Origin of the sequence: Methanobacterium bryantii, from assembly GCF_002287175.1 — an archaeon.
GTDB classification, from domain to species: Archaea; Methanobacteriota; Methanobacteria; order Methanobacteriales; family Methanobacteriaceae; genus Methanobacterium_D; species Methanobacterium_D bryantii.
The window spans coordinates 46,818-64,965 of sequence record NZ_LMVM01000003.1 but is presented as its reverse complement, the minus strand read 5'-3'; the positions used below and the strand labels follow the sequence as shown (position 1 = coordinate 64,965).

General features: G+C 29.4%; 18 protein-coding genes. 8 read left to right on the top strand and 10 right to left on the bottom strand.

The genetic code is table 11. The features are described 5' to 3' along the window. Positions 1-11: 11 nt before the first annotated feature. Positions 12-557, bottom strand: a complete 546-nt coding sequence (locus ASJ80_RS04225; protein ID WP_176720339.1) for a hypothetical protein — start codon at positions 555-557, stop codon at positions 12-14. Between the two features lie 411 nt (positions 558-968). On the opposite strand from ASJ80_RS04225, the gene ASJ80_RS04220 reads away from it, so the two are divergent. From ASJ80_RS04220 to ASJ80_RS04210, 3 genes are read left to right on the top strand one after another with little or no spacing between them, the layout of a single operon-like run. After that, positions 969-1,883 carry a hypothetical protein gene (locus ASJ80_RS04220; protein ID WP_069585693.1) on the top strand — a complete coding sequence of 305 codons (915 nt, stop codon included), beginning with the start codon at positions 969-971 and terminating at the stop codon, positions 1,881-1,883. Positions 1,884-1,900: 17 nt separating this feature from the next. Continuing rightward, entirely contained in the window at positions 1,901-2,404 is a 504-nt protein-coding gene (locus tag ASJ80_RS04215) for a hypothetical protein (protein WP_245837449.1), read from the top strand. A gap of 42 nt (positions 2,405-2,446) precedes the next feature. Continuing rightward, positions 2,447-3,934 (top strand): GIY-YIG nuclease family protein, encoded by a 1,488-nt coding sequence (locus ASJ80_RS04210; protein ID WP_069585695.1) that lies wholly within the window; start codon positions 2,447-2,449, stop codon positions 3,932-3,934. A gap of 307 nt (positions 3,935-4,241) precedes the next feature. Here ASJ80_RS04210 and ASJ80_RS04205 read toward each other — a convergent pair whose 3' ends face one another. The 3 genes from ASJ80_RS04205 to ASJ80_RS04195 all read right to left on the bottom strand — a co-directional run bounded on the left by ASJ80_RS04205 (position 4,242) and on the right by ASJ80_RS04195 (position 7,010). Continuing rightward, complete coding sequence (locus ASJ80_RS04205) at positions 4,242-5,042, bottom strand: tetratricopeptide repeat protein (RefSeq protein ID WP_069585696.1); 801 nt, start codon at positions 5,040-5,042, stop codon at positions 4,242-4,244. Between the two features lie 268 nt (positions 5,043-5,310). Then, positions 5,311-6,174, bottom strand: a complete 864-nt coding sequence (locus ASJ80_RS04200; protein ID WP_069585697.1) for an SHOCT domain-containing protein — start codon at positions 6,172-6,174, stop codon at positions 5,311-5,313. Between the two features lie 611 nt (positions 6,175-6,785). Continuing rightward, positions 6,786-7,010 (bottom strand): TRAM domain-containing protein, encoded by a 225-nt coding sequence (locus tag ASJ80_RS04195; RefSeq protein WP_069585698.1) that lies wholly within the window; start codon positions 7,008-7,010, stop codon positions 6,786-6,788. Between the two features lie 1,065 nt (positions 7,011-8,075). Between ASJ80_RS04195 and ASJ80_RS04190 the strand changes: the two genes are divergently transcribed. Together ASJ80_RS04190 and ASJ80_RS04185 are read left to right on the top strand one after the other, a co-directional pair. Continuing rightward, positions 8,076-8,267: a hypothetical protein gene (locus ASJ80_RS04190; protein ID WP_069585699.1), complete on the top strand. Its 192-nt coding sequence runs from the start codon at positions 8,076-8,078 to the stop codon at positions 8,265-8,267. A 465-nt stretch (positions 8,268-8,732) separates the two neighbouring features. Further along, positions 8,733-9,047, top strand: coding sequence for a DUF2769 domain-containing protein (locus tag ASJ80_RS04185; protein ID WP_069585700.1), 315 nt, complete (start codon positions 8,733-8,735; stop codon positions 9,045-9,047). A 119-nt stretch (positions 9,048-9,166) separates the two neighbouring features. Here ASJ80_RS04185 and ASJ80_RS04180 read toward each other — a convergent pair whose 3' ends face one another. Next, entirely contained in the window at positions 9,167-9,835 is a 669-nt protein-coding gene (locus ASJ80_RS04180) for a hypothetical protein (RefSeq protein ID WP_069585701.1), read from the bottom strand. Positions 9,836-10,234: 399 nt separating this feature from the next. Further along, positions 10,235-10,528 (bottom strand): hypothetical protein, encoded by a 294-nt coding sequence (locus ASJ80_RS04175; protein WP_069585702.1) that lies wholly within the window; start codon positions 10,526-10,528, stop codon positions 10,235-10,237. 542 nt (positions 10,529-11,070) lie between these two features. Here ASJ80_RS04175 and ASJ80_RS04170 point away from each other — a divergent pair. Further along, positions 11,071-11,382, top strand: a complete 312-nt coding sequence (locus ASJ80_RS04170; protein WP_095651981.1) for a hypothetical protein — start codon at positions 11,071-11,073, stop codon at positions 11,380-11,382. 182 nt (positions 11,383-11,564) lie between these two features. Here ASJ80_RS04170 and ASJ80_RS04165 read toward each other — a convergent pair whose 3' ends face one another. The 3 genes from ASJ80_RS04165 to ASJ80_RS04155 all read right to left on the bottom strand — a co-directional run bounded on the left by ASJ80_RS04165 (position 11,565) and on the right by ASJ80_RS04155 (position 15,803). Further along, on the bottom strand, positions 11,565-11,963 hold the full coding sequence (locus tag ASJ80_RS04165) for a hypothetical protein (RefSeq protein ID WP_095651980.1): 399 nt from the start codon (positions 11,961-11,963) through the stop codon (positions 11,565-11,567). A 267-nt stretch (positions 11,964-12,230) separates the two neighbouring features. After that, positions 12,231-14,810 (bottom strand): ATP-dependent helicase, encoded by a 2,580-nt coding sequence (locus tag ASJ80_RS04160; RefSeq protein WP_095651979.1) that lies wholly within the window; start codon positions 14,808-14,810, stop codon positions 12,231-12,233. Between the two features lie 264 nt (positions 14,811-15,074). Further along, positions 15,075-15,803, bottom strand: coding sequence for a metallophosphoesterase (locus tag ASJ80_RS04155; RefSeq protein WP_095651978.1), 729 nt, complete (start codon positions 15,801-15,803; stop codon positions 15,075-15,077). A gap of 436 nt (positions 15,804-16,239) precedes the next feature. Between ASJ80_RS04155 and ASJ80_RS04150 the strand changes: the two genes are divergently transcribed. Next, complete coding sequence (locus tag ASJ80_RS04150) at positions 16,240-16,809, top strand: HEAT repeat domain-containing protein (RefSeq protein ID WP_245837448.1); 570 nt, start codon at positions 16,240-16,242, stop codon at positions 16,807-16,809. 42 nt (positions 16,810-16,851) lie between these two features. Here the strand turns inward: ASJ80_RS04150 and ASJ80_RS04145 are convergent, their stop codons facing one another. Then, the gene (locus ASJ80_RS04145) at positions 16,852-17,577 is read right to left on the bottom strand and encodes a hypothetical protein (RefSeq protein WP_069585705.1); all 726 of its coding nucleotides are present in this window, start codon (positions 17,575-17,577) and stop codon (positions 16,852-16,854) included. Positions 17,578-17,689: 112 nt separating this feature from the next. Here ASJ80_RS04145 and msrB point away from each other — a divergent pair, with 112 nt between their 5' ends. Beyond that, entirely contained in the window at positions 17,690-18,142 is a 453-nt protein-coding gene (gene msrB / locus ASJ80_RS04140; protein ID WP_069585706.1) for a peptide-methionine (R)-S-oxide reductase MsrB, read from the top strand. Positions 18,143-18,148: the final 6 nt, after the last annotated feature.

Here is an 18,148-nt window from a genome sequence, read left to right as displayed (position 1 = left end):
AATTACAACTATTAAGGCTTAAAAAATATTCCAGTTTTCTCATAAATATCAGAATAAAGATCTAATTTTTCAGGAATAATTGTAAATCCTGCTCTTTTACAATATTTTTTAATTAAATCTACATGTTGATTACTTGCGCGAGGATCAATGATTATACCATCTATAAATTTTAAAGGATCAAGTTCAATTTCTATGTAGTTACAGTTTTCACTTCTATACTTATTATCAATTAAAGTGATTATTCTCACTTCTTTTTCATGTTCAAACGCATTTCTCTTTAAAAATCCATATTTATATGAATTTATAGGAAATGAGAGTGTTTCAATATGTTTAAGTTCCCTCAATAAATTTTTATAATAAGTTACAGGAGCTAACATTCCATATTTTATTTGATTTTTAATCAATTCAAACTTTTTTACTGAAGTTTGCAATAATATCTTTTCTTTATATGGAGAATATATTCTCCGCATTGCCTCTGAGTTACCATTTAAGCTCCAGCACTGCCCAAACATATCATCAGTTATAGACCAAAAAGCAGGTCCCAACTCTCCATTCATAGTTACCGGAAGCTTACCAAGAGGTGCCTCCAAGTATCTTCCCAGTTATATGTTATTTAATATTATCTTCTTTGTTTCAATAAAAGAAAGAAATTGACTTAAACTTATATATCTATACAGTTTAGTGCCATCTTTTAAGCTTTTATCAATTATTAACCCTAATTCATGATATTTATTGCCATAATACACCTATTGCTATTTTATTTTTAGAATAACTTGATTAATATGATTATAAAAATAATCTTAAAATTAATAAGGATTTTGACAAAAAATGGTAAACTAAATAAAATGATACTTAGAATTTATTCATAAAAAAAGAATTAGAATTTATTATGCATGTAAAATAATTAAAAATCATTTAAAGAAGTATATTTATTATCGTTTTTCTGTGTAAATTTGGAGGTTTATAATATGCATTTAGGAAGTTCACTTGATTTTCCATTTGGTGATGCTGGACGTTTTATTATTGAAGACTGGCTCAAACAGGAGCAACAAGTTCCTTTTATTCAGTCTATATTTGGTTTTGATAGAAATAGAGCAACAGAAGCTTATGAGAATGGTGTAGCCATATTTAATAAATCTTTAGTTAAAGATGATCCTTTTAACTATCATTTTATAAAAGACCGTTGGTATAACCGTAAGATATTCATGGGGTTTCCAAAAGTGCACAATCTTCTATTAATGAATTATCCAAAAGTGCATAGTGTTGTGCCTAGGGGTTTTCCAAATGTACATACAGTTGCAGATGTGGAAAGACTTGATTTATTAGAAATCCGTCAAAAGCTATCAAAATTATCTGACTCTAAAGAGAGGGTTCTTGATTTTTCTATACCTATTTGGTATCCTAAATCTCAAGAGGAGCTAAATTTATTGATATCAAAAATTAATCATGATTTACAGGAAACACAAAGTGGCCAACATGCTCTTTGGTTTAGGGGTCAACCTAAAGAGTATTATTTAAAACGAAACGCAGGTATAAGTGACTGGTTAGGGTATAACAATGATAAAAAAGGAGATATTTCGCTTTTACCCTCTTTATCTCGCCTTGCGTTAAATGATGAAAAGTTTTCTAGTGTAAAATGGGCATGGGGAGCTACAATGCACTGGGAGTGGGCATTTATATTATGGGTACTAATTAACAATCCTGATTGGTATCAGCATAAGGATGGCTTTGAAAATAAGCTTACTGAAGTTCTTTTGAATGAAGATCCTAAACAATTTGGTGAGTTAATGTTTTGTATTCAACATGACCCATTAATAGTGATGAAGCAGATGATTTTAGGCAATGGTTTTCGATGCATTATAAACATGATACTTTACCTTTGATTTTGCAACATTATGGTATGCCCACATCATGTTTAGATGTCACTTCAGATATAAATATTGCACTTTTCTTTGCATTAAATAAATTTTCGTCAGATAAACAGTGCTATGAACCTTTAAATATTAATGAATGTAATGATGCGGTTATTTATTTATTTGCAGAAGCATTAAATTATAAAGGAAATGATGGTACAAGAATTCGATCATCTGAAGATATCATAAATTTTTTCGGATCTGCTAATCTATCAGTTCCACTTAGAATTAAACGCCAAAAATGTGGACTTTTATATGGATCTAGTTATTATGGAATAAATTACTATTTAGATCTTCTTATTGGTAAAATAGTTCTAAAAGACTTCAATGAACTATTTAAAACACCTCAACAGGATTTTTTGTTTCCATCAGGAAAAGATGACGAAATCTTTAGACTTTTAGAAATGTATAAACCAGAACTTCCATATCTTATGAAATATAAACCCAAGAATAAATTTACAAATCGTAAGCAATTAGAAATATACCTATAATAAACTGCTATACTATTTGATAAGTAAAAAGAGGCAGATTAAATGAAATCTCAAGAAGGATATGTTTATTTTATTGGGAATGACGATGTTGTTAAAATTGGTTATGCAAATAATCCTGAAAAAAGGTTCAATGATAATAAAGCTTTCATTTATGAAGATATGGATATAATCCATAAGATACCTGGAGATTATAAACTTGAATCATTATTCCATAAGTTGTTTAAACAATATCACATTAGAAGAGAATGGTTTAAAAATGAAGGACTTTTGTATGAATTCATTGAATATTTCAAATCTCATCATAATACATTAGAAAATACTGAATTTAATGGATTTTTAAAATATAAAGATATTGAGATAATCAAAGAAGATGAAAAAAAAATAAAAGAACTTGCAGCCGATCCTGATGTTTATAATAAAATTATTGATTCAATAGCTCCCATGCTTCATGGATATAAAGAAATAAAAGAAGGTATAGCTTTACAGTTGTTCGGGGGAGTTTCAAAAGAACTTCAAGATAAAAACAGAATAAGAGGAAATATCAATATATTAATTGTAGGAGATCCGGGTATTGGTAAATCCCAAATACTTGAATATGCATCAAAACTTGCCCCTCAAGGGCTTTACACAAACAAAGATGATATAAACACTGTAGAAATTACTGCTGAAGTAATTAAAAATGATTTAAAGTGGTTTATTTTATGTATAGACAGTAAATCAAATGACAATACTCAAAGCTTTATTATTAATGAAGTTTTAAATCATCAAAACTTAAATTTAAAATGTTCACTACTTGCAGCTGTAAACCCCAAATTTGGAAGATTTGATCGTTATAAATCTGTTGCAGAACAAATTGACCTCCTGCCTTCTATTCTTTCAAGATTTGACCTTATATTTCTTGTGGAAGATAAACCTGACGCTGACAAAGATAGAAAACTAGCAAGTCACATGTTGAATATACACCAAAGTACTGAAATTCCATTTGTAATTGATCCTGAACTTCTAATGAAATATATCGCATATGCAAGAAAACAACCTAGCCCAGAGCTTAATGATGGGGCCATTGAAGTACTTAAAGAGTTTTATGTTGGAATGAGGGGTGATGCAGAAGATGAAGATTCTCCAGCCCCAATTACAGCCCGTCAGCTTGAAGCACTGGTCAGATTATCTGAGGCAAACTGTAAGATAAGATTAGGAAAAAGAGTTACTGCTGATGACGCAAAAAGGGCCATTAAACTACAGCAGGAATGTATGAAACAAGTTGGATATGATCCTGAAACCGGAAAAGTTGATATTGACAAAGTAGAAGGACGTACACCTAAATCAGAACGTGATAAAGCCCGAGTTACTCTCGATGTTATTAAAGAGTCAAGCGATGAATATGGTGGTAGAATACCAGTTGATATAATTACAGATGAAATATCAGACAGGTATAACATGAGTAAAGAGAAAGTTGAGGAAATAATAACAAAATTAAAGCAACAAGGATTGATACTTGAACCTGCATCTGGTTATATCAAAATATTTTAGAACAAGGAAATCCTTATGAAATTTGCTTTATTTGGATACATTGACCACAAAATGATATTTACTAAATTATAATATGATGCATGAATACTATGCTGTCTAGATTTGTTTGATTTGGAATAATTTAGAACATATAATAAATTATTTAAAAGATCCCTAGTTATATCAGTACATATACCTAAATGGTTGATATTGAATGTATTTGAAGTAAATTTTGAAAGTAATTTTTGCCGACTTCGTTATAGACTTATATAACGAAGTACAAACACACCAAAAATACAAAAAATTAGATGTTTTATATAATAAAAATCTACTTTTCCATCAACTTCAAAACTTCCTCTTTAGCTTTTGATGCAAATTGAAAATCAGGGTTATCAGTGTTCACTTCCACTGATTTGTTATAGCATTCCAATGCTTCATTGTACTGTTGAAGTCCTTTAAAGGTTTCTCCTTTAAGATACCAAGCTTCAAAATTATTTGGATCTATTTTCAAAACTTTCTCAAAACATTCCAACGATTCATTGTGTTTTTCAAGTTTTTCTAATGTGTTGCCCTTATTATTCCATGTCATGGTATTATTTGGATCAAGTTCTAACGATTTATTATAACAATTTAAAGCTTCTTCATATTTTTCAAGCGATAAAAGATTTAAACCTTTGCTAAACCATGCTTCAGCATTATTTGGATTAATTTCTAAAATTTTATCAAAGCATTCAATTGATTCTTGATGTTTTTTATTTTTTCCGAGTAGTATACCTTTACTATACAATGATGGGACTTTTTTAGGGTCTAATTCTAAGGTTCTATCAAAACTTTTAATTGATTCATCATATTTTCCTAATTCCATTAGAATAAAACCTTTATCATGCCATGCATTCACATTTTCTGGATTTAATTCTAAAACTTTATCCAAAAAACTAACAGCATTTTCACCATCTCCAAGATAACTCAAAACTACACCCTTATTATGTAAAGCGTTAATATCTCCTGGATTTAATTCTAAAGCTTTATCCAAATATATCAAAGCTTCCTCGTATTTACCTTTTCTCATTAATTTATAACCTTTTATACTCCATGATTTAGGACTCTTAAACAAGTCAAAAAAACCCACTTTTAGCACACCCTGAAATATTGATAAATTATAACGTTAGATTGAGTGAAGTGATATAAAAACTTAATTTAAAAATTTTTTTTAAATTGTAGGTTCCTATTACGATCTTGTGAGTAATATTATGTTTTTATAACGATGACTATATCCAAAAATAATAAAGTTAATCTAAATAATCATAGTAGGCTATTTTTAATAGCAAAAATTAATGGATGTAGCTTAGTTAACTTCATTTTATACTATTGAACTCTTTTGGTTTTTATCATAAGGATTATATTCTGCTTAGCAATTCTCTTTTTTTATCTTCAAATTCATCATTAGTAATTAAGCCATCTTCCTTAAGTTCATGCAACTTCTTAATCAAATCGAGAGGATTTCTCTTAGAATTCAAATTAGCAGGTTTTGATTCCATTACATCATTAGATTTATTCTTAGATCGATATTCATTAAAATTTGACTCTATTTTATCAAATATATTCTTAGTGTAATCTTTATTTATGGGTCTTTCTCCTCGAAATGTCAATTTAGAGCCACTATTTTCCATTATCTCAAATTTATTATGATCTTTATCTAACTTTATAGAAACTATTTTTTTAAAAAAAAGGGGCCATGAAGCTTTTTTATTCGTGTAATTCAATTTGTTAGCATATACTTGGATAATACAGTTCTCTTGTATGTATGTCTTATAAACAAGTTTAGATTCAGGTGATTTATTATCACTTAAAGCATATCCTGCTAATGCACCTACAGGTCCCAAAAGTACGCCTCCTGCTACAACATTACTGGCTCTTTTTACACCACTCCAATCAACCGGTTTTACTGTTTTAACATCTTTATGAGGTTCATGAACAACTCTGAAAGTTGGTTCTTCATTTAGTCTCCTCTTTATTTCTATACGTTCTTTATATTCTTTGTATGAATTATCAATAATCTGGTCAATTTCTTCAATAGTATTTATTCTACCAGATTCCATACCTCGTTTAATTTTTGAACGTATTACGACTGCAAAAGAACTATCACTTCTCCCATTAGAATTAGCACGAACAAATTCTTTAATTTCCTTACTGGGTCTAAAATTAGTGCCTAACCTTTTTTTTACATATTCTTTCAATAATTTTTCATTTTGATTAAACATCTATTCCGGCTCCTGCATTATAGTAATAAAGAAATTTCTATCAACCATTTTACCGCCTCTTTATGATCAATATGTAATATATATTAAATATACAAGAAATAAATAATTTTCCTATTTCATAATGTTTTAGAGGAACATTCATGAAATTAAAGATAATATTATGTAATCCACAGGGTTAACAATATAATAATCGTTAATAAATTAAATCACGAATTTTTTTAAGTTTTGAGGGTTGAATTAAGATACTACACAAATATTTGATTTAATATTACGATCATTTGCCCAACATTACCATTATATTACGAAGCACGTGAAAATTTTCAATTTTCGGTGTTTGAAATCAAAGATTTTCAACCGCAAAAATTAAACAATGGGATCCATCAACACAGCCCGTTACAAATATTACGATCTTGTGAGCAACAATATGATTAAACTCATCTAAAAATACAAAAAAAGAGGAATTTCTAATGGAAATTAAATTTTAAAAGCTCATGATCAGTAGCTTCGATGATGCAATATCTTAATAAAAAAACGTTTAATATATTGTAATGCAGTTTAAAGCGTTAATACTGATTAAGAGCATTAAAAATTAACTTAAAACCTAAATTAAGCTATTTTACTACTTCTGCAAAAGCAAAGTTTCTTCTTGTGGAAGTGATTCTAATTTTAACTTCATCGCCTTTTTTAGCTCCACTTACAAAAACTATGAAACCTTCTATTTTAGCAATTCCATCTCCACTTCTTCCCATATCTTCTATTTTAACATCGTATTCTTCTCCTTCATTTACAGGAGATGAACTTCCTCTATTATCTCTTCCGTAATTATCTCTAAACAATTCATCACATCCTAAATATAACCAAAAAATGGTTGAATAAATTTTATTTTTGATATTATATAAAACAATGCATTTAAGAAGAATTAATTTATTGCTTAAAAAGCTTAATTTTAACTTTTTTCATGTTTCTATTAAACATTTATTATAGATTAAGAGGTATTTTTTGGTTAAACCAGTTGATAATGTGTATAATTTTAAATAGAAAGTTTTTTTATCTTATTATCCATATAAAAAATTTAATAGTACAATTTTAATATATTATATTACAATGTATAATCTATTTAAGACATGAAAATATGTTTACATGTGGCAGTTTATTCTTCAACAACCCCTGGAACTTCCCACTTTTTTCTATCACATGCACCACTTTATGAACCCGTGGATGTGGAACAACATGTGGTTTTAACTGTGATGATAACTCAATACAAATTTAATCATTTACTTTTTTTTATTTTTAATAGATTATCAGATTACTAATTTTAAATTAAATCCACCATTTTAAGCTTATACGTAAAAATACTCTGGAATTTAATTCTATAAATTCTATAGGACTATTTAGAAATTTAGCCTGCAAAAAGACAAAATATTACATATGCTTTCTGATACTTTGACATCGTTTTAACATGGAATATGCTTTTAAAATTACGCTCATGTCTAAATGGTTGTGCCGATGTTACTTTGAATTTTTATGAGTTACATGGTTAATTACACTTCTAAATATAATTTCATATAATTAATTGATATTATAATTTAACATAATGCATGAAGTGTACACATGATCATGGACATGAGCGTAAAATTATATGCTTTTAATCATCTGTGAAAAAAGTCATCATTTTTAGTCAAAAAATCTAAACTATTGTGAAGACAACTATATTTATAACTTTAAACGCTCATGTCTATGATCCTGTGCGTGAGTTATACTAGTATGTTAAATTGTGGTTTTAATTGATTATATGAGATCTTAAAAAAATACAATTTATTTAACCAGACACACGCGTGAAGCGATATTATTTACACAACATTATGGGCATGAGCGACTTTAAAAATAGTGGGGGTCTCTTAATGGATAATTTTGATGATATGGATATAGCAAATGATTTTTTAGATGCTGCATATAAATGCAAACCAAATAATTTAGAACCTTTACTTCAAAAAATTGAATTAAAAATCAAAAACAATGATCACACTGATAAAACCCTTTTAAGGGCTAGAATGATTGTGACCAGTAAATTAGCGCTCTATTACAGTAAATAATTTTTTATCCAGGATTACAGTAGTTCTTCACTTTATGTAATAAGGATCAATATATCCTTATTACATAAATTTGAATATTCAGTTTCAAATTCAAAATTTTAAAGTACTATTTTTATTCAAGTAGGTAATAGCTAACATCAAAATTTTTTAAAATTAGAAATAAAATAAAAATCTTAAAAGTTAACATAAATCAATCATTACATGTATACTAACAAACTTATTTACTGCTATTTTTGCGAATTTGTAATTTTATGATATTTAACTGCAAACTTATCATTTTTAACCATCTTGTTAATGATTTTATTTGCAAACAATATCATAAATTATTTTTAAAATTTATGGACCTATCAAATATTCTAATAATAAACTAAATCTTATATTTATTAATAGAGGGCTACAAAAATTTTTTATTAAATTCAGGATTATTATTAAAAAATAAAAATTAGTTATGATATAATAAATTATATGAGCAAAGTTGAATTCAGTGTGATGAACATCAAAAGGTGTTTGTGCCCGCAATGTCCTGTCCAATCAGAGAGTGTATGTGCTGAAGGTAAATGGAGAATAATGCAGGAAATAGCATGGGCAAGTGAAAGTGGAATGTATTTTGAAGCAGACAGAGTCCCTGGAATGTACTGCTCTACTGGAAAGGCATTATGCAAGGACATTAATCTGAAAAAAATGTGCATATGTGAGAAATGCCCTGTCTGGAAGGAAAACAATTTAAAAAATGTGGAACCAAAGCTTTATTTTTGTCAAAAAGGTGAAAGTAAAAAGTAGATATGTTGAATTAAGATTATAATTTATCTATTTTCTGGGGCGCATCATTCAGTTTTATATATCCATGTTATAACATACTTTAAGTTCAAAGATATTCAAATAAAACAGAAACCAGTATACTATAATTTATCTATTTTCTGAAGTGCTTTTTTAAATTCAGTTTTGTTTATGTCTTCACTATCTAACATAGTTTTAAGTTCAAAAGCTAGATTTTTCTTGGTGATTTCTTTGTCTTTACTTAAAAGACCGTCTTGGGCTATTTTAATAGCAGGATCATTTTGTGCTAGCTGTTCCAGGTCTGTGGTTCCATTTTTTTCTACAGGAGAACCACTTTTTGCATCGACAACTTCCAGATTACATGCTTTGGCATTGGGATTCCACGATTGAACTGCTTTAATTTTAACATTTCCCACATTTTCATTTATATTCTTTCTAAATGTATCAAAATTAACAGAATAGCTTTCCTGCACATTCATAGAAACATTATTGAGGGCATGGTTTAAACTGTCAATTAAACTGTATACCCTGCCTCCTTTTTCACCATAAATGTTGCCTGATTTTGGGTAATAAGATGTTATAAATCCACATATCCATTTTTGTTTGTTTTTATGGTCTGTAATTATAACATAAAATTCATCAACTTCTGTTTTTTTAATTAACCTCTTTTTCATTTCCCCTATGTAAATCTCGCCTGTTATTTCTTCTCCAGGGTCAAGTTGATTTAGAAACTTTGTGTTATATTCATCACTCTTATCTTTACTACCTTTTTGTATCCCTAAATCCAGCATAATAACCACCTAATTGATAATATTAATATGTAAGTTAAATATATTAAAAATATCGGATAATAAGTCAAATTATTCAAGCTGTTAAATATAAAACTCGCCTAAAATTTGCTCACTTAATTTAAATGAAACGATATTAAATAATGAATCAAATTCAGGCTGTAACTTATAATACTCATCTAAATCTGTTTGACTTAATTATTCAATCTTTAACTTTAAGTGTAACCTGTAACACATATCCATAAATTTACTGCATTTTACAGAAAAAATTAAAATTATTCAATCTACAACTTCCATGATAAATTTACTAACAGTAAAGATAATTAAGATTTTTTTTGTTATAACTTATAACTAATACTTGTTGTATTGAAATTTAAGATTTAAGAGTGAAAATTTAACTTCTTATTCAGTTTCTTCGAAGTGTTTAATGCTTTCAAGAGGTACCTTTGTCCTTAAAATCTTACATCCCGTATTGCTGTCCTGTACAAGGCCAACACCACTTCCAAATAAACGTTCTAACTCTGTTAAATATGAAACTGGGACATTAAAATCCTTGCTAAGCTCGATATAGATATATAAATTGATCCTGGTGAACTCTTCAAATGTATCTTCCCTTTGAGCTAACTTTATTATGGGATTTCCTTCCTTTAAATCTACTAAAAGCATGTATATTATATTATCCAGTCTTTCCAACATTGTTAGGCTCCTAATATTTAATTATTAAATTTAATAATTCAAAAGTACTTTGTATTATTATATGATTTTAAATACAAATATTATTTGTTAAAGCCATAAACATAAACCATAGTGAATAACCAATGCTTTGGATTAATTAATTTATAAAAAATATATTTAGCTGCTTTAAACGTCCAAAAATATTTTCAATATTTTTGGGGTTCGGAAAATCCTAAAGGATTTTCCTCAACCTGCAAAAAATCTTTGATTTTTGCATGCTACGATTTGTGCTGTCGAAAACAATGTTTTCGACGCCCAAAAAATCGTGGATTTTCGAGGGCTCCAAAACCAAAGGTTTTGGGAGTTTTGCATGCTGTCAAAAACTTCGTTTTTGACGCGACAAACACAACGTGTTTGTCAGCTACGATTTTCCAATATACAAGAAATTTATTAAGTTTAAAAAGTTACATTATTTGCTATAAAAACCTTTATATAGTTGTTCTTAAAGTATTTAAATAAAAAGAGTTTTATTGTATTAACAGAAACCTATTTTGGTGATTATTATGAAAGATAACGAAATTAAATCAATTGCAGTAAGAGTTTTCAATAATTTAAAAAGTGTTGAAGTTGCAAAAAATCCAGACGCGTCAGAAGAAGTAGGAATGGATGTAAGAGAAATGTTGCTTGGATTCGACACTAAAGAATCAATAGGTGACGCCTTAAAATTAATCAGTGAAAAAATGGATACTGATAATGATATGGAAGCTGAAGATCTTGCAGTTGTCATAACCAGAACTCCTATAATGACTGCAAATGGTCAATGGTTCATTGAAATGGACGCAGATGACTTTGTTCATTATTTTACTGAAGAATAAATTTTAAAACTTAATTAAAAGAGGCATAATGTCTCTATAATCCAATTATTTTTTTTAAATTAAATATTTTTAAAGAAATAATAATTAATCCGCTTATTTTTACAGTTTTAATTGATTAGATATGGAACTGTTAATTTTATAACTCATTTAAATTAAAAAGAAATTGTAAAATTAGTAAGTTATCAGTATAGCATCTTGGATCTGTATATTCTCCAGTAATACTGTGCTGCAGTTAATTTTGTTTTTTTGTAATCTACAGTAGTTGGCGGGACAAAATCACTGTCTGTCCAATCTCTAATTTTGACCGTTGATTTTGTAACCTTTGCAATTGTTATAACTTCATGCCAGGCTAAGTGATATTTTCCCTTGTTGTTGTATTTGTAGTAAATTAAAGCTTTTGTCTTTAAAAAATCATTATCATACTGGTAAGTTTTCCATACCATTTTCATCTTTGAATTATCTAGCCAGAAGTAGTGAGTGCCATGATCTACTATTTTCACTGCTGATGCAGGCTGAGCACACTGAAAACCTACAAAAACCATAAACAAAACACTTAACATTAAATATATATTTTTGTTCACTTTTTTACCTCCTTAAATTTTAATTTCCAAATATGTAAATTATTTTTATGTTACAATTAAAAAGTAACATTTTAAATATATAAACTTTTGCTAAAATGAAATAATTAGTATAGAAAACCAGGCAGGAAGTTTAGAAAATTAAATTATTTTAAGTGGTTAACAGTATTTAAACTGCTTGTTATTGCCCCTAAACTGTATTTATTAACTTAATTTAAATTAAAAAGGAATAAATTTAATAAAATTAGGGCGCAATCATATACCCTAACCTTAATCACTGATCTGATTAATAACAGCCTGATGCATTCTCCTTATAAATTCAATTCTTTCTTCGTATTTTAAAACATCGAGATAGCACTGTGCAACAAGGTTAAATGAAAACGGTGATGGAATAACCGTATTTATCTGTTTTATCTCAAGCTGTCCGCTTTCAATCATTTTTAAAACTCGTTTCGCATTTTTAAGATCCATGAAGTCTTCTATAACTTCTCTTCTTGCTTCTTTAAGTATTGAAAAGTTTTCATCAAGTTCTTTGACAAAACTTAACAGTATTTTACCTTTAATATGCTGTCTGGACACGCTTTTTTGTTTTCCTTTATAATGCCTTAAGATCATCAGCGCTCTTCCAGCACAATGTCTGAACCTTCCAGCTAAAGTTTCAGTTTTATCAATTGCTTTAATTAAAATATCTTCAATATTTTCAGATGTAAGGTCATTAAAAGATTCTAAACCTCCTATTTTACCTTCTGAGCTTAAATAGAACCCGTTGTCTGAAATTGAAATCATGATATCTCGTTTATATTTTTTAGCAAGGATATATGCTACAGCTCGAGATAATGCGTCGTTGACCCTTCTTCCAAAGCAGGTATGGAAAACAACGAATTTTCTGTTTCCAAAACCTTTGTAATACTCTATAAGGAGCTTTTTATTGCTTGGGATCACTGCGTAAAGGTACTGTTCCCTGAAGTATTCATAAATAGAGTTTGCTGCATTGTAATCAACATAAAGAAATTCATGGATGAAGTCCATTATTTCTTCCTTGCTGCGGCCGTATTGAAATTTACCTTCCATCAATGCCCTGAACCGCTGAATTTCAAGTGCAAGATCAAATGAAAGAGGCAGCTGTTCTGAAAACCATGAAGGGATACTTGGAGGTCCTGAAGATGGAGTAACATTTAATGTCATTCCCCTTGCATAATTAAAACGGTATATTTTTCCTCCCAAGACAAAAGTGTCCCCTTTTTGAAGTTTTTCCATAAAATCTTCTTCTACATGCCCAACTACCTGGCCTGCGCATTTAACCCTTGCAGATGATCTATCTGGAATTGTACCTATGTTAGTTGAATAAAGCATCCTTGCTAATTTTCCTCTCTTTCCAAACATATTGGTGTCATAATCAGCCCATATCTTAGCATAGACATATCTATCCTCTAAATCTGTATATTCACCAGCTAAGTAACTTAAAACACTTAAATAATCATTTATTGATAAATTTCTATAGCAGTAGCTTCTTTTAACCAAGTCATATACTGTATCAATGTCCTGTTTGCTTTCTATTGCCATTCCGTAGATATGCTGTGCTAGAACATCTAAACAGTTTTCAGGGATATGAATTTCGTCTATTTTCCCTTCAACTGCATTTTTTAGTATTAGAGAACATTCCACGAGGTCATCCCTATCTACTACAATGATCCTCCCTTTGGATTTTTCATGTAACTTGTGTCCACTTCTTCCTATACGCTGTAATGCCCTTGAAACAGATTTTGGAGAACTTACAAGTATAACCAGATCTATATACCCTATATCTATCCCCAATTCCAGAGATGTGGAAGATACAACAACTTTCAATTCCCCATCTTTCAATTTATCTTCAGTTTGAAGGCGCAACTCCTTTGAAAGTGAAGAATGATGAGTCATAATGTTGCTGTCATCATATATATCTTTAAATCTCTTTTTAAGGTTAAAAACAACACTCTCTGTACCACTCCTCGTATTTGTAAATATTAAAGTAGTTTTATGGCTCTGTACAAGTTCATCCAGAAGTTTATAAGTCGCATTGTTCATTTCTTCCGGATCCGAGTTTATGATATCATCAACAGGACATAAAACTTTCATATCAAGTCGTTTTAAGTAATTTACATCTACAATTTTACAGTTCCTAACTTCGCCGTCTTGAGACCCTACCAGATAGTGGGCTACTTTTTCAAGGGGAAAAACGGTTGCACTTAGTCCAATCCTTGTGAAGTTACCTGCCAGATTCTGCAGCCTCTCTAAAGTCAGACTAAGATGTACTCCTCTTTTATTGTCTGCAAGTGAGTGAATTTCATCTATTATGACGTATCCAACATCTTTTATTTTTTCTCTAAATTTGGGGGCGCAAAGAAGGATTGAAAGTGTTTCGGGGGTTGTAATCAATATATGCGGTGGCTTTTTAAGCATCTTTGTCCGTTCATATTGAGTTGTATCACCAGTACGAACAGCTTTTCTAATACCAAGTTCTTTTCCTGCAATCTTTTCAATTTCACGTAAAGGTTCATCGATATTTTTTTCTATGTCGTTATCGAGTGCCTTTAGCGGGGAAATATAAATACAATATACCTTATCTTCGAGCTGATCCATGTCAGAAAGCATGGTTAACTGGCTTATAATTGAAAGAAACGCAGTAAGTGTTTTCCCAGATCCGGTAGGTGATGAAATAAGGATGTTGTTACCCTTGTGTACATCCATAATGGAAAGCTTTTGAGATTCTGTAAATCCGTCAAACTTGCTTTTAAACCATTCTTTGACCCATGGATGTAATAATTTATAAATTTCAGTGTCTTTATAGATTTTTTCCTGTCTTTTTATCATTTTTATCCTTTATTGACTTTAATTTACTAATTTTGAGATAAATATACCAGTTATAACATTTTATGAATTATATGTTACTATTTTTTTTCAATACTTAATTTTAAGTTAAACTGGTAACTAATAACAATCTACTCTAATTTCAGTGTCTTTATAGATTTTTTCCTGTCTTTTTATCATTTTAATCCTTGCCGACTTTAATTTACTCAAAATAGAATTAATTAAGCATTAATTTCATTCGTATTTTATATTTTATAATCAATTTGGTTATATTTTTATATTCAATAAATTTTTTATCTTCCCAAAATTCATGACTTCAAAGTTTTCAACCGCAAACACTTCAAAATCACCTAAAGAAACATCCTTTAAAAAGGGAGAAATAGTTTTCTGCTGCAGGCAGTCGGAGCCTTCAGTTATAAAGTTAAAAGAAGGCATTACTATAAAATTTTTATCATTTACTTTGCCATTTAAGAAACATTTTACTTTTTCCACCCTTTCTCCACTTCGAAGTCCGATACTGGGGTGTTCATGGCCAATAATCACCGTATTTTCTTTCATTTCCTCAAAATCCGGAGGTATTTTATCACCGTGCATTATAATATAATTTTCTACAGAGTAATTTTCATATACCTCAAGGTCGCACTTTTCAGCTATAAAACCGGTAAAATTGTCATGATTTCCTTTAATTAGAATTATTTCATCAAAATGTTCCTTAAGAAATTTAATGAAGTCCATAACTTCATCCCATTCCTGTTTGTTGATTTTACCAAATTCATGTTTTAAATCGCCGTTAACTATAATTTTACTGGCATTTGAAGTGCCTATTATTTCTTTAAGTCTGGCTATAATTTTTTTATATTGAAATCTGGGGATCATAAAGCCTTCTCTATTTAAAGCATATTCGTAACCCAGATGGATGTCTGATATGATTAAACAGTCTTTAATAAGCAGAGCTGAGTCAACAATTTCTGCACCATATATTTCGTTAGTTTTCATGTAAATCTTATGATATTTTGATCCTGATTTTAAAAAAAATATTTTTTTTGGTATTCTATGAATATATTAAAAATAATTGATAAGTACATTAACTTGTATAATGAAGTAAATATATTTTATCGCTCATGTCAAAATGTTCACAAAATTTTTCAATTTTGTAACCGGAAAAATCTCTGATTTTTACATGTTGTAAAATTTTTTAAATCGGTATAACTTCTAATTGGATAATATTAAATGAATTCATAAAGTAATCACATAAAGCTGAGTATTTAATCAATATAGGCAAGACATTTTTAAAGGTGAATAACATAATTTATTTAAATTATAGATGGAATAATTTTAATTGATTACAGCTGAGTGGTTTAAGAACTTTATTGTGATTAAATAAAATGAATATGTACTATTTAATAATTTACTATAAATGAAGGTGATTTATATGGCAAATGAAATTGATACCATCATAAAAAATTTAAAAGATGGCGATGTAGAAAGGCGAAAGGAAGCAGCAGAAGAAATTGGTAAATCAGGAGATTCAAATGGAATTGAACCTCTTATTGGAGCTTTTAGCGATGAAAGCCCTGCAGTTAGGTTCCAAGCTGCTAAATCTCTTGGAGAAATAGGGAATCCTGCAATAGGACCATTGATAGAAGCTTTAAAAAATGATAACGAAGGAAAAATAAAAAAATACATCACCCTTGCACTTAAAGACATCGGTGATGTCAGCGTTGTTGATACATTAATTGATGTTTTAAATGATAACGACTTTGCAGTTCGAAAATTCGCGGCAAAGGCTTTAGGGGAAATAGGGGATAAAAAAGCTCTGGAACCTCTTATTGAATCATTGACTGATGAAGATTGGGGTGTTAAAGTAGCTACACTTAAAGCCCTTGGTGATCTTGGTGATGAAAGAGCTATAGATCCAATTAAAAAAGCAAGAAGGGCTGCTACTGGAGATAAAGACCTTAAAAAAGTTGCAAACAAAGCTTTAAAGAAAATAGGTAAATAATTTTACTTAAATTATTTTTTTAATAATGATAATTTATATGGATCAAGTTCCGTCCTTTTTTCTAATTTTTTTAAAAATATTACCCATAATACTGCCCTTTTCAAGCTCCTTGATAATATTATCCTTTTCCTGGACCACACCCCAGAGCAGCTCGTGACTTTTCTTTAGTTTATCATATTCGTCTTTGGTTAATTCAACTTCATTTATTTTGAGCCTCAAAGATTCTTTTTCAAGGGTGCGTAAATCAGTTAATCTTTTAACTTCTCTTTCAAGCTCTTTATTTACGGTTTTCAACTTATTATACTGATTATAAATAGCATTAAGTTCTTCTATATCTCTATTGAGCATTTCAATTTCAGCTTGATACCCGTCATTAATCTTTTTAATATCTAATTGAAGTTCTTCTATCTGTACTTCGTGTAAATCATTGATATTTTTTATTTTTTGATCCTGTTCCATTAACTCCTGATCTTTGCATGTTAACAGTTCTTTTAAACTAAGAATTTCTTGATCTTTTTCGTTTAATGACTGCTTCAGCTTATTAATGCTAGAAGTTAGATCCTGTGAACCCTTAAATTCCTGCCCGAAATCTGCTTTACTTAAAATTACAATATCTTCAATATTTTCAAAATTAGTACCTTCTATCTGCTCTTTTTTAACAGGTATCATATACCTTCGAGTAATCTTTTTACTACCATCTTCAGACTTCGCCTTTGATGTTCTTTCATATTTTTTAAGTTTGCAGTATAAAACAGGGATATTTTTCATTGGATGTGAATATATTAACTTCTAATATATAACTTTTGAGTTATTTTACATTAAAGTGATTAAATACAGTGATAATAAATTATTTAGATATAGACATACCATATAAAAAGACATGAAAACTGATCCAGAAAAAATCAGGATTTATTCATCTAAAACTGGAAAAGTAGAACTTATGGAAAAAGTAAAAAAAACTGATGACGAGTGGAAAGGAATACTTACTTCCCAACAGTTTGATGTAGCAAGGAAAAAAGGCACTGAGCTGGCATTTACTGGAAAATATCACGATTGTCATGAAGATGGAATCTACAAGTGCGTGTGCTGTGACATTGATTTGTTTGACTCCAAAACAAAATTTGAATCTGGAACTGGCTGGCCCAGCTTCTGGGAACCTATCGCAGAAGAAAATGTGAAAACAGAAACAGATAAAAGCCATAATATGATTCGAACTGAAGTTTTATGTACCCTTTGCGACGCTCATCTGGGCCATGTATTTGATGACGGCCCTCTACCAACAGGAAAAAGATACTGTATGAATTCGGCATCTTTAAAATTTGTTAAAAGATAAATCTCC